The following is a 13,132-nucleotide window of genomic DNA, read 5'->3' as shown; positions in this document are numbered from 1 at the left end:
TTCATGTCAAAACCGCACCCATGTGAAAATTTCAGTGCAGTCACATATAATACATCATTATGATTATACTACTTTTCAGCCATTTTTGCAATAGAAAAACCGCCATATATTTCATTTTAGAAATAATTTCTCTAAACAGAAAAATCCCGAGGACGCAAACCCTCGGGATGATCTTTTATTCATGTGTTATCATCATAAGCACCGCAAAGTAGTGGAAAACACTTCCCGCAATGGTGAACAAATGCCATATTGAGTGAAAATATTTCTTGCTCTTTTTAACATAGAAAATAACGCCCACAGTGTAGAAAAGTCCGCCTATAAGAATAAACCACAAGGACAGAGGATAAACCTTTTCTATCATAGGCTTGACGGCGATTATAACTACCCAGCCCATTGCGATATAGCATACAACAGAAGGCTTGCGGAACTTTTCAAGGTCAATGGAGTTCAGCACAATGCCAAGAATAGCCGCACCCCAAACGATTCCGAAAAGAACCCAGCCAAACGCACCTCTCAAAGGCACAAGGGTGATAGGGGTGTAGGTGCCTGCGATGAGGAAGAAAATGGTGTTGTGATCCATTATCCTGAAAAACTTTTTGGCTTTTGGATTGGTGATAGCGTGATAAAGGGTTGACATGGTGTAAAGTATGATAAGAGAAGCTCCGAAAATAGCGGAGCTTACAACGCCCCAAGCGTTGGAGTAAATGGCAGCGAGAACGATAAGAACGGCAGTGCCGGCAATGGATAGCAGACCGCCTGCACCGTGTGAAACGGAGTTGAAGATCTCCTCGCCGAGGGTGTATCTTTTGGTTAGATCCTGAGATTGGATCTCAACAGGTTTTGACATAGTATCATTTCCTTTCCGATAGGACCGAGAATTTGCATATAAGTTTTATTACTATAGTATAGTAACATTTTTTTAGACACTTGTCAAGTTTAAATACAGGTGTAAAAAGTGAGGAGTGAGGAATTAGGAATTAGGAATGAGGAATGAGGAGTGAGGAATGATGAGTGAGGAGTGAGGAATGGGCAAAGCTGACCAGAGTTGTGCCCCAACACCGAGCGAAGCGAGCAAAAGGTCCAGGGGCACGCCCCTGGTCAGGGTCAAGGGGTGAAACCCATTGTGGGGGTCTGGGGGCAAAGCCCCTAGCGGAGCTTGAGGCAGAGCCTCAATAGGCGTAAGCCTACTAAGCGGTGCAGAACAAATCCAAAAAGCACATAGAACCCAAACATCAAATAAAACCAACATCGAAGCATAAACCTGCACCGCTTTTCTATCCCTTAGCACAACGTAAATCCGCAAAGAGCGAAGCGATTTTGCGGCACAGCAAACTCGCCCGAATAATCCGTAGGGGCGAACATCGTTCGCCCGCATGGTATGCAACCAGTACCATGTAAACAAAATACCCCCAATAACTTAAATCAAAAAAATTTTCAAACCCCCCTTGACAAAACATGAATATATGATATAATAAACATATGAACAGTTATTCATATGATGAATTGAAATGACCCATATCGAATATACTAAAACAATAATAAGAAAAGGAGAGCGAAAATAAATGAGCGAGAATACAGTAAAGCATGAGCATAAACAGTGCGGAGGAAAGAATATAGAGAAAATGGAGGAAATAGGGAAAACAATGCCCGTTGAGGAGGAGATATATGACGTGGCAGAGCTTTTCAAAGTCCTTGGCGACCAAACAAGAGTGAAAATACTCTTTACCCTTATAAAGGACGAAATGTGCGTGTGCGATATCGCAGAGCTGTTGGAAATGTCACAGTCAGCTATCTCGCATCAGCTGAGAGTGCTAAAGCAGGCCAGACTTGTGAAGTATAGACGTGAGGGAAAAACAGTCTATTATTCAGTTTCCGATGAACACGTCGCTGTCATACTCAATATGGGTATCGAGCATATCAGCGAGTAAAGAAGTGATCTGATCTTTGTAGTATAGGAGAATGTGAAATGAGTAAAATGACTTTGCTTCTTAAGGAACTCGATTGTCCTCATTGTGCGGAAAAGATCGAGAAACGTGTGGGCGAGCTTTCAGGCGTTAAAAGCTCTAACCTTGACTTTATCAATAAAAAGCTCACAGTTGATTTTGACGGCGATAAAAACGCCCTCTTTACCCAGATAGAAAACGTCGTCCATAAGCTTGAACCTGACGTTAGCGTGAAAGAGCTTGGCAATTGCGCTGAGAAAACTCTCTATCTGAAGCTGGAGGATCTCGATTGCCCTAACTGCGGTGAAAAGATAGCAAACCGTGTGGGTGAGCTTGCAGGCGTTATTTCATCAAACGTTGATTTTATCAGCAAAAAACTTACTGTCAAAACAGACGGCTCTAACCTTGACCTGCGTATCATGATAGAAGATACCGTCCATCAGCTTGAGCCTGATGTTACTGTTAAGGATTATGGTGCTCAGACAGCAGAGGAAGAGCCTGTGAATGACCATAAGGGCGAGATAGTCAAGCTTTCTGTGGCTATCGTGTTCTTTATCGCATCAATGCTTTTGGATAAGCTTGGAAGCGGCACTGTATGTGAGTATCTCAGTGCAGGCCTTGCAATAGTTGCTTACCTTATCGCAGGTCTTGACGTTGTTATCGCCGCTGTAAGAAACCTTGTTAAAGGCGAGGCTTTTGACGAGTCACTGCTCATGACTATCGCAACAGTTGGCGCATTTGCACTTAAAGACTTCCGTGAGGGTGCAGCCGTTATGCTGTTCTTCCAGGTGGGCGAGCTTTTCCAGACTATCGCAGTAGAGAAGTCAAGAAAATCTATCACAAAGCTTATGGAGCTTAAGCCTGAGTCTGTAACAGTAATGAGAAACGGCAAAACATACGAGCTTCCTCCTGAGGATATCCTCAAAGACGAGATAATTGCCGTAAAAACAGGCGAGAGAATACCTCTTGACGGTATCGTAACAGAAGGCGAATCAGAGCTTGATACATCAGCACTTACCGGTGAGTTTCTTCCGGTCGAGGTCAAAGCAGGGGACAGCGTCCTCAGTGGCTCAACAAACCTGAGAGGACTTCTCAAAGTTCGGGTCACAAATACCTTCCACGAGTCTGCAGTGTCTAAAATTCTCGATATGGTGCAAAACTCCAGCGAAAGAAAAGCCAAGACCGAAAAGTTCATCACACGTTTTGCAAGAGTTTATACCCCTGCGGTAGTAATTGCTGCACTTGCACTGGTGTTTATACCAAGCTTCATTCTGGGCTTTGACCAGTTCTCAAAATGGCTCTATAGAGGACTTCTGTTCCTGGTGATATCCTGCCCATGCGCACTTGTTATCTCAGTGCCTCTCTCGTTCTTCGCAGGAATAGGCGGAGCTTCTAAAAAGGGAATACTTATAAAGGGTGCAAAGAACCTCGAAACAATGGCACAGTGTAAGACGCTCGCCGTTGATAAAACAGGAACTCTCACAAAGGGCAAGTTCACTGTCCTCAGCGTAAACCCACAGGGCGTTTCACAGGATATCCTCCTTGAAGCCGCCGCATATGCAGAAAGTATGTCAACTCACCCTATCGGTATCTCCATAGTGCAGAGATACGGCAAGGAAATAGACGGTGCAAGACTTTCTGATGTTGAAGAGATTGCAGGAAACGGTGTAAGAGCAAAGCTTGACGGCAAGGAGATACTTTGCGGAAAGAAAGCGCTTCTTGAAACAAACGGCATTGCAGCACAAAGCTCAGAAGACTCCGCAACGGCAGTTTATGTTGCCCTTGACGGCAAGTTCATAGGCGAGATACTTCTCGGTGACGAGATAAAAGAAACCTCCGCCACAGCCGTTTCAAGACTTAGAGATCTTGGGGTCGAAACTGTCCTCCTCACAGGCGATAAGAAAGATACCGCCGAAAAGGTGGCAAAGAAAGTGGGCATAAAAACATTCTTCAGCGAGCTTCTCCCTGAAAACAAGGTTGAAAAGGTCGAACAGCTTATAAAAGACCCCGACCGCAGACTTGTTGCATTCGCAGGGGACGGAATAAATGACGCACCTGTTATCGCAAGAGCCGATATCGGTATCGCAATGGGTGGCTTAGGCTCAGATATCGCCATTGAAGCCGCAGACGTTGTGCTTATGAACGACGATCCGTCAAGCATAGCAGACGCAGTAAAGATATCCCGAAAGACTATGACAATAGTAAGAGAGAATATAATTTTTGCCCTTGGAGTAAAAGCCCTTGTGCTTATATTCGGTGCATTGGGACTTGCAGGAATGTGGCTTGCGGTTTTCGCAGACGTTGGCGTAGCCGTAATAGCTATCCTCAATGCCCTAAGAAGCAGCAGAATAAAATAAAAAACTATGTTAAGGCAACACCGCACAAAGCCCGCCTGACGGCTTTGCACGGTTTTGCCTTAAAGGCGGACGCTGGAAAAAGCTCCGCCTTTTTTCTGTCATTGACAATAAGCCTGATATGTACTATAATATTGGTATTGTAAAAATGAACGGAGGTGCAGTCAGGTGGCTAATAAAGACAGACAACAAAACTACACAAACGATAATAAGCCTCAGGACTACTATGAACAGGAATATCAGCGACAGCTTGACGAGTTCAACCGCATAAGCGGTGCGGGCGGACAGCGTGTTCAGCAAATAGACGAGGGCGTGAACGACTTTGACGATTACTATGACGCTGGCTACCCTGATGATCGTACACAGGGTACAGCTCAGCCATACGGGCAGGGAAGCCGTTCATCATCAGATTACGCAGGCTCATACAGAGAAAGCACTCCAAGACGGCAGACACAGAGCAGACAAACGTCACGTCCACAGAACGGACAAAGCAAGCAGAGAGGTTCAGGCAAGTCAGCAAAAAGCAACAAGACCTCAGCCCAAAGACGAAATAATGACCTGCAATTTGGCAAAAACAATAAAAGCCGTAATGGTCAGACGAACAAAAAAGGTAAAAACAAAGTGGAAAATAAAAAAAGACACCCTATAAAAACCTTTTTCAAGGTGCTTATCATCATACTTTTGGTGGTTTTCATATTGGCGAACGTGCTTATATGGCGATACATAGGCATGGTGAACAAGGTGGAAAGAGGTCAGCGAATGAACACAGATGCTTCCATGAACAGCTCTGATGTACGAAATATCCTGCTTATAGGCTCTGATACAAGAAACGCTGACGAGCGTGGCAGAACAGACTCTATGATACTTCTCTCCATTAACAGCACCACAAAAGAGATAACAATGACCTCTTTCATGCGTGATATGTATGTGAATATCAAGGGCATTGACGCTGACGGAAATGATATAGACACATGGTCAAAGCTCAATGCGGCGTATGTTTACGGCGGTGCAGAGCTTCTTATGGATACCATAGAGTATAATTTTGATATTGCCGTTGACGATTATGTTTATATCGACTTTCTGTCATTCGTTGATATCGTTGACGCAGTTGGCGGTATCGAGCTTGACATTTCCGACGAAGAAGCCGAGGGCATGAAGCCTCCAATGGCAGAGCAAAATAAGCTTCTTGGCAATAAAAAGGGTACAGACTATCTTGATAAGGGCGGAAAGAAGCTCCATGTAAACGGCAATCAGGCACTTGCCTATGCAAGACTTAGATATGTTGGCAACGCAGATTTCGAGCGAACAGAACGCCAGAGAACAGTTATCACAAAGATAATCGAAAAGGCGAAAAGCTCAGATCCGCTGACTATAGACAAGTTCGCAAAAGCATCAATGTCACATCTTACAACCAATATGTCCCAGACACAGCTTTTTGCTCTTACCTATAAGGCGATATTCTCCATGAATTACGAGATAAAGTCCATGAGAATACCTGATGATGATTCCTATTCATATGGCACATCATCTGACGGTCAATCAATTCTCGAAGTGGATTTTGAAGCCTGCAAAGCACTTCTCAGAAAAGAGATATATAACCAGTAAAAAAAGAAAAGCTCTGCTTCGGCAGGGCTTTTTTTGTATAGCAAAAAAATATATTAAAAACGCACAAATCATGTAGGGGAGCGGCGCAATTTCTGCTTTGCAGAAATACGACGTCCCGCTTTCGATGCTTTGTTTATGCACGCATTTTCAATATCCGCACATATTCATGCACCAAAAAACGGCGTACCCAAAAGTGGGATAACGCCGTTTATATTCTTACTATTGTTCAGGTGTCGGTTCAGGCTCAGGCTCAGGAGCAGGCGGATCAGTTTCCGTAACAGGCTCCGTTACTGTTTCTGTAGCAGTTTCCGTGTTCGTTGACACCTCAGTGGTTTCACTTGGCTGTGTCAAAGATGGAGTAGTTTCAGTTGCTTTTTTCGTTTCTGTTGAAACCGAAGTTGTTGTGGTGGTCTTTGAAGTTGTGGTCGTGGTGATGTAGCTTGTGGTGGTCGTAGTTGTGGTGGTCTCTTCCTCTGATGAGTCCTCCTCCACAGGTGCGTCACCGAATGCTATAACGCCCCATTTTCCAGACTTCATTACCCACGCCTTGCCGTTGTGAGCAGGTCTTGCCTGATCGAACTCGCCTGGCTTTACGATACAGTTGCCGTCTATGTCATAATAACCATATGATGAATCTATGGATACCGGCAGATAATCGTCAGTGAAAAGATAAGGATGAACAGCCATCTCGTCATCTATCACCTTTCCGCAATAGGCACTCATGTCACCGTCGCACTTAAAGTCGATTATAGTCTTGCCGTCAGAACCAACATATCCCCACTTGCCTTCATCGTTCTCAAAGGCGATGCAGGTAAGTCCTGCGCCTTTGTATGCAGGGGCATAGAAATCAGTGTACTGCATATCAAGTATAAGCTTGTCCTTTTTAGCAAGCCCGTAAAGCGGTTCGCTCACAGGAGAAATGTCATAAAAACCATTGTCAGACTTCTTCACGTCAGCTTCACATACCACAACAGCCTTTTTGCCAGTGTATTCTTCGCCCTGTTCTTCGTCAGCGTCCTTTACATAGATCTTTTCCTCATTGCTGTTCCAGTAATATTTCGGTGAGCTGTCATGATGTTCCGCCGCATAGTATACTACCTGATTTGAGCTGTCGATACTGCAATACTCATACTCATCATTCTTTTCATTTATAATATTGAAAAGCGTGACCTCTCCGCACCAGCAGGTGTAGTAATCGTCATATTCCGCAGGCACTACCATGTTTCCGCTGTAGTCTATAATGCCATATTTGCCATTCTGTCTGATAACAGAATAGTTGGCATAAGCTGTGTTCTTTTCGTTGTTAGGGTCGACCTGACTTCCGTCAAAAGAAATGATATTATCGGCGTTTATAGTTGGCTCTATGAGCCAGCGATAAGCTTGTTTCTGTTCTGAATTTGAGTCAGCCGTATAGGAATAACCACCAGGGGCAACGTCGTCATCAGCACCCTTTTCCCAAGGCATGGCACAGCCTGTGAGCATAGCACCTGCAACAACGGCTGTCAGAGCAGAACAAAAAATCTTGTTCATAAGTTTCCTCCTATCATTTTCTGCTTCTTCCTTATCACCCATTATCTGTATTTTTTTATCTTTTCAGGGCAATATCTACACATACGATTATTATATACTATAACCCCTTTTATGTCAATAGCACAACTTACAAACAGCACCGCAAAGCTGCAAGGATTTTCAGCGATTTTAACACGAAAATCCCCGAAAAATCGTCGTTTAAAGCTTAAAAGGGACTGCCACCCTGCAAGCGTCAGTCCCCCATATCTGCATGATTATTTTATGAGCTTCTCCGTCCATTTATGCGCACACATACATCTGCATACAAAAAAAATAAAGGGTCAAAACAAATTGACCCTTTAAATACCTATTAAAGCGATTTTAGACGGATTCGCAACCCCTATTAAAAGAATAAATCTTTCTAATTCTATTATACCACATTATATGTAAATGTCAATAGTAAAGTGTCAGAAATTTTCCTGATTATTCTTCCTCTTCAACCGGCATATTCTCCCAGTTGTGGTAAACGTTCTGAACGTCGTCATCGTCCTCAAGATGCTCAAGAAGCAGACCCATCTTCTTGATAGCGTCCTCGTCTTCGATAGTTGTGTAGTTTGAAGGAACTTTCTCAGCCTCAGCAGAAAGTACCTTGTAACCCATTCCCTCAAGAGCTTCTCTTACAGAAGAAACCTGATTAGGGTCGCATGATATCTCGATAACATCGTCATCAACGTTGAAATCGTCAGCGCCTGCTTCAAAGCAGTCCTCCATTATCTTGTCCTCGTCAGCACCGTTGTTCTCCATAACAACAGTACCAACATCAGAGAACATGAAAGATACACAGCCTGATGTACCCATGTTTCCGCCGAACTTGTCGAAGAAGTGACGGATATCGCCTGCTGTTCTGTTCTTGTTGTCTGTAAGGCACTCAACGATAACAGCAACACCGCTTGGACCGTAGCCCTCGTATACCATTGACTCGTAGCTGTTCTTGTCGCCGTCGCCTGCTGCCTTTTTGATAATTCTATCGATATTATCGTTAGGCACGTTGTTTGACTTAGCCTTTGCGATAAGATCTCTCAGCTTTGCGTTACCTGCAGGATCAGCACCGCCCTGCTTAACTACAACAGCGATCTCTCTGCCTATCTTTGTAAATATCTTAGCTCTTGCAGCGTCTGTTGCACCCTTTTTTCTTTTAATGTTTTCCCATTTTGAATGACCTGACATTTGATTCACTCCTTGATGTAATATTATTCATTGATGCTGCCCACAGACCATGCTGCCTCGAACAGTTCACCTATACGTTCCTCACGCCCCGTGAGATATAAAAAACCGAAAAGACATTCCAAACCTGTCGCCATGCGGTATTCCCCCACAGTGGAATGTTTCGGAGCATTTATGCCCTTTGCATTTCTGCCCCTTTTGAAAATATCCATTTCCTGTTCGTTAAGCAGCCCCTCGTCAAGCCACTTGCGAACAGCCTTTGCCTGATACTCCGCACACACCCTCTCAACCGTGAGCTTGTGCAGCTTGTCCGCAGGCATATTAGCTTCAAGGATAAGCTTTTCTCTTACCCTTATCTCGTAAACGCCGTCCCCGATAAAAGCCAGTGCCAGAGGGGAGTATTGCATGGCGTCCATATCAGAAAGCTTTCCCGTGACGCTCCCTCCTATCTGAGATATTCAAACTCAAAGTCGAATATAGAAACAGTGTCGCCCTCTTCGATACCCATTTCTTCCAGCTTGTCGATTATGCCGCTGGTCCTGAGTACGTTCTGGAAATACTGGAGGGAAGAGTAGTCGTCCATATTAGCCGTCCTGAGTATGTCAAGAAGCCAATCTGCTTCCACGAAATAAACGCCGTCCTCCACAGTAACACGGAAGTCTTTCTTTGAGATGAGCTTATCGTCAAGCTCCTCCTGAGTGAGCGGCTGAGCTTCAAACTGCTTAACAGGCGGCAAAACAGAAAGTCGCTCCCATACGCCATACATAAGCTCTTTTGTACCCTTTGTGGTAGCGGCAGAGATCTCATAGAACAGAAGTCCCTGATCCTCAACATAGTTTCTCAGTCTTTCTACCTGCTCAGGGGTAGCCATATCGCTCTTGTTTGCGGCAACTATCTGCGGAGCTTCCGCAAGCTCCATTGAGAAGTTTTCAAGCTCGTGATTTATCGCCTTGAAATCCTCAATAGGATCTCTGCCCTCGCTGCCTGAAACGTCGATAACGTGAACGATAAGTCTGCACCTTTCAACGTGTCTGAGAAATTCGTGACCAAGACCGACGCCCTCGCTCGCACCCTCGATAAGACCTGGAATATCTGCCATAACAAAAGATTTTCCCTCTTCTATCTTAACAACGCCAAGCACAGGCGTCAGGGTAGTGAAGTGATAGTTGGCTATCTTTGGCTTTGCCGCTGAAACAACAGAAATGAGCGTGGATTTTCCCACATTCGGGAAGCCCACAAGTCCCACGTCTGCAATAAGCTTGAGCTCAAGCATGACCTCATATTCGTCACCACGGAAACCAGGCTTTGCAAACTTCGGTATCTGCCTTGTGGAAGTGGCAAAATGAGCGTTTCCACGCCCGCCCTTGCCTCCGTGAGCGATAACAGCAGGCTCATCGGTAGAAAGGTCGGCAAGTATCCTGCCGCTCTTTATCTCTCTAACCACAGTGCCTCTAGGAACTTTGACAACAAGGTCGGGAGCATTCCTGCCTGAGCAGTTTTTGGCGCCGCCGTTCTGTCCCTTTTCGGCAACATATTTTCTCTTATATCTGAAATCTATAAGGTTTGAGATATTGTCGTCAACAACGAAAACAATATCTCCGCCCTTACCGCCGTCACCGCCGTCCGGACCGCCTGCCGCAACGTATTTCTCACGGTGGAATGAAACTGCACCGTCACCGCCGTCACCGGCTTTTATATAGATCTTCGCCTGATCGACAAACATGATCAAACCTCCTTATAAATGATATTATGCGTAAATTTAGTTGTCATTAACCAACAAAAGACCCCAAGCCTAAGGCTCAGGGTCATATGTTACAAAATTAAGCCTTGGGATAAACCGAAACCTTCTTGCGGTCTCTACCGAGTCTTTCAAATCTTACAACACCATCGCTTGTTGCGAACAGAGTATCGTCAGAACCCTTCTTAACGTTCTCGCCTGGGTGAATGTGAGTACCTCTCTGACGAACGAGGATGTTACCAGCCAGTACGAACTGACCGTCAGCTCTCTTTACGCCAAGTCTCTTTGACTCAGAATCACGTCCGTTCTTTGTAGAACCCATTCCCTTTTTATGAGCGAAAAACTGCATTGAAATCTTAATCATCTAAATTACACCTCCATAAAATGTAATCCGTCCGATCAGTTATCTCTGACCGTGACTTTGATCCTGCCTGAAAATTCCTCAGCTAGGAAATATAAATGAGTGAGAAGCCCTAAAAGTAGCTTGTCCCCCTCCTCTGAGCTGTCATTTTCAAGCCTTAATATTATTTCGTTTTCTTCCACTGCGACATCAGCCTTTATCTTAAAAGCCTCAGTGACAGTGTTAGCCGTCAACATTACAGCAGACGATACGCTTGCACAGCATACGTCCTCGCCATAATCTGCATAACCTGCGTGACCCGTTATACGAAATCCCACAAGTCTGTCATGCTCATTTCTGAAAAAATCAGCACAGATCATTATGCGTTGATAGCTTCGATCATAACCTTAGTGTAAGGCTGTCTGTGACCGATCTTGGTCTTTTCGCCCTTCTTTGGCTTGTAAGTGAATACAGTCACCTTCTTGGACTTGCCGTTCTTGATGACCTTAGCTGTTACGGAAGCGCCGTCAACATATGGAGCACCAACCTTGATACCGTCGTCAGCGCCAACTACCATTACCTTATCGAAAGTAACAGCGTCCTCAGCGTTTACGTCCAGCTTTTCTACGAAAACCTCATCACCAGGCTTAACCTGATACTGCTTTCCGCCTGTTTCAATTACTGCGTACATTACGAATGCACCTACCTTTAAATAAACTCGCTACGCATGGTGGTCTGCAAATACAAACACTTATGACCGTGAATATGCGGCTTTAATATCATAACATATCCGCCCCAAAAAGTCAAGCACAGCTCTGTTTCCGCTTGAAAATTTACAGAAATTTAACTTTTAAAAGCTCCTTTCCTATCCATTGTTGTCCCACAGTAAACATTTCTCCTTAAACCTATTGTAAACCCGCAAAAAATATGCTATAATAAGTGTGTATACATTATATAATATTACGAAAGAGGTCGAAGAACAATGACAAATTCTTATGAAAGCCCGTTTTGTACCAGATATGCAAGCAAGGAAATGCAGTTTATTTTCTCTGCTGACAAGAAGTTTACTACTTGGAGAAAGCTGTGGGTAGCCCTTGCCCGTGCTGAAATGAAGCTCGGTCTTAATGTTACTCAGGAGCAGGTAGACGAGCTTGAAGCTAACATTGATAATATAGATTATGCCGCTGCCGCTGAGCGTGAAAAGCTTGTTCGTCATGACGTTATGTCACACGTTTATGCTTATGGCCTTGTTTGTCCAAAGGCAGCAGGTATCATTCACCTTGGCGCAACTTCATGCTATGTAGGCGATAACACAGACGTTATCATCATGAGAGATGCACTTAAGGTCGTAAAGAGAAAGCTTGTCAAGGTTATCGACCAGCTTGCAAAGTTTGCCGATAAGTATAAGGCTATGCCTTGCCTTGCTTATACTCACCTTCAGCCTGCACAGCTCACAACAGTGGGCAAAAGAGCTACTCTTTGGTGCAACGAGCTTCTTATGGATCTTGAAGATCTGGATTTCAGACTTGCTAACCTCAAGCTCCTTGGTTCAAAGGGAACTACAGGCACTCAGGCTTCATTTATGGAGCTTTTCCACGGTGATACTGATAAGGTAAAAGAGCTTGAAAAAATGATAGCCGAGGAAATGGGCTTTGACGCTGTCGTTCCAGTTTCAGGTCAGACCTATTCAAGAAAAATGGATTATCAGGTATGCTCAGTTCTCGCCGGTATCGCTCAGTCTGCTATGAAGTTCTCAAACGATATAAGAATTTTGCAGTCATTCAAGGAGATAGAAGAGCCGTTCGAGAAAAATCAGATAGGCTCTTCCGCTATGGCATATAAGAGAAATCCAATGAGAGATGAGAGAATAACATCACTTGCCAGATACGTTATCTGCGACGTTCTCAACCCTGCATTCACAGCAGGTACACAGTGGTTTGAGAGAACTCTCGACGACTCTGCAAACAAGAGAATTTCCGTTGCCGAAGCTTTCCTTGGTGTTGACGCTATACTTAATATCATGCTCAATGTTACAGATCCTGATAACGGCTTGGTAGTATATGACAAGATCATCAGAAGAAGAGTTATGGCAGAGCTTCCTTTCATGGCTACCGAGAACATTATGATGGACGCTGTAGAAAAGGGCGGAAACAGACAGGAACTTCACGAAAGAATAAGAGAGTATTCAATGGTAGCAGGCGCAAGAGTTAAGAAAGAGGGACTTGACAATAACCTCTGCGAGCTTATCCTTAACGACCCTATGTTCATGATAACAAAGGAAGAAATGGATAAGATAATGAAGCCTGAAAACTTTATCGGCAGATGCCCACAGCAGGTGGACGAGTTTATCGAAAATTGCGTAAAGCCTGTTGTCGAAGCAAACGGCGTGTCTGACGATGTTGCAGAAATAAACGTATAA

General features: G+C 44.3%; 12 protein-coding genes. 4 read left to right on the top strand and 8 right to left on the bottom strand.

Features of this window, described 5'->3' with window-relative positions:
* Positions 1–175: 175 nt before the first annotated feature.
* Positions 176–847, bottom strand: coding sequence for a hemolysin III family protein (locus tag AB5Z01_RS03325; protein WP_287215494.1), 672 nt, complete (start codon positions 845–847; stop codon positions 176–178).
* Positions 848–1,562: 715 nt separating this feature from the next.
* On the opposite strand from AB5Z01_RS03325, the gene AB5Z01_RS03320 reads away from it, so the two are divergent.
* From AB5Z01_RS03320 to AB5Z01_RS03310, 3 genes are all read left to right on the top strand, one after another.
* Positions 1,563–1,928 carry a metalloregulator ArsR/SmtB family transcription factor gene (locus tag AB5Z01_RS03320; protein WP_022287119.1) on the top strand — a complete coding sequence of 122 codons (366 nt, stop codon included), beginning with the start codon at positions 1,563–1,565 and terminating at the stop codon, positions 1,926–1,928.
* A gap of 38 nt (positions 1,929–1,966) precedes the next feature.
* Positions 1,967–4,300 (top strand): heavy metal translocating P-type ATPase, encoded by a 2,334-nt coding sequence (locus AB5Z01_RS03315; RefSeq protein ID WP_287215492.1) that lies wholly within the window; start codon positions 1,967–1,969, stop codon positions 4,298–4,300.
* A gap of 165 nt (positions 4,301–4,465) precedes the next feature.
* Positions 4,466–5,902: an LCP family protein gene (locus AB5Z01_RS03310; protein ID WP_287215490.1), complete on the top strand. Its 1,437-nt coding sequence runs from the start codon at positions 4,466–4,468 to the stop codon at positions 5,900–5,902.
* A 219-nt stretch (positions 5,903–6,121) separates the two neighbouring features.
* On the opposite strand, the gene AB5Z01_RS03305 is transcribed toward AB5Z01_RS03310, so the two are convergent.
* The 7 genes from AB5Z01_RS03305 to rplU all read right to left on the bottom strand — a co-directional run bounded on the left by AB5Z01_RS03305 (position 6,122) and on the right by rplU (position 11,404).
* Entirely contained in the window at positions 6,122–7,432 is a 1,311-nt protein-coding gene (locus tag AB5Z01_RS03305) for a WG repeat-containing protein (protein ID WP_256320920.1), read from the bottom strand.
* A gap of 462 nt (positions 7,433–7,894) precedes the next feature.
* Positions 7,895–8,638 carry a YebC/PmpR family DNA-binding transcriptional regulator gene (locus AB5Z01_RS03300; RefSeq protein ID WP_038672277.1) on the bottom strand — a complete coding sequence of 248 codons (744 nt, stop codon included), beginning with the start codon at positions 8,636–8,638 and terminating at the stop codon, positions 7,895–7,897.
* 23 nt (positions 8,639–8,661) lie between these two features.
* Positions 8,662–9,051: a Mini-ribonuclease 3 gene (locus tag AB5Z01_RS03295; protein WP_046441827.1), complete on the bottom strand. Its 390-nt coding sequence runs from the start codon at positions 9,049–9,051 to the stop codon at positions 8,662–8,664.
* A gap of 29 nt (positions 9,052–9,080) precedes the next feature.
* Positions 9,081–10,358 (bottom strand): GTPase ObgE, encoded by a 1,278-nt coding sequence (gene obgE, locus AB5Z01_RS03290; protein ID WP_118162585.1) that lies wholly within the window; start codon positions 10,356–10,358, stop codon positions 9,081–9,083.
* Positions 10,359–10,455: 97 nt separating this feature from the next.
* Positions 10,456–10,737: a 50S ribosomal protein L27 gene (rpmA, locus tag AB5Z01_RS03285; RefSeq protein WP_022288733.1), complete on the bottom strand. Its 282-nt coding sequence runs from the start codon at positions 10,735–10,737 to the stop codon at positions 10,456–10,458.
* A gap of 35 nt (positions 10,738–10,772) precedes the next feature.
* Positions 10,773–11,093 carry a ribosomal-processing cysteine protease Prp gene (locus AB5Z01_RS03280; RefSeq protein ID WP_022288732.1) on the bottom strand — a complete coding sequence of 107 codons (321 nt, stop codon included), beginning with the start codon at positions 11,091–11,093 and terminating at the stop codon, positions 10,773–10,775.
* Entirely contained in the window at positions 11,093–11,404 is a 312-nt protein-coding gene (rplU, locus tag AB5Z01_RS03275) for a 50S ribosomal protein L21 (RefSeq protein ID WP_022288731.1), read from the bottom strand. The genes AB5Z01_RS03280 and rplU overlap by 1 nt, the downstream gene beginning before the upstream one ends.
* Positions 11,405–11,695: 291 nt before the next feature.
* Here rplU and purB point away from each other — a divergent pair, with 291 nt between their 5' ends.
* Complete coding sequence (purB, locus tag AB5Z01_RS03270; RefSeq protein WP_046441833.1) at positions 11,696–13,132, top strand: adenylosuccinate lyase; 1,437 nt, start codon at positions 11,696–11,698, stop codon at positions 13,130–13,132.

This window comes from Ruminococcus sp. RTP21359st1_H3_RTP21359_211015, from assembly GCF_040909065.1.
Taxonomy (GTDB): domain Bacteria; phylum Bacillota; class Clostridia; order Oscillospirales; family Ruminococcaceae; genus Hominimerdicola; species Hominimerdicola aceti.
The sequence above is the reverse complement of the archived record's forward strand: the minus strand, read 5'-3'. Positions and strand labels throughout refer to the sequence as shown.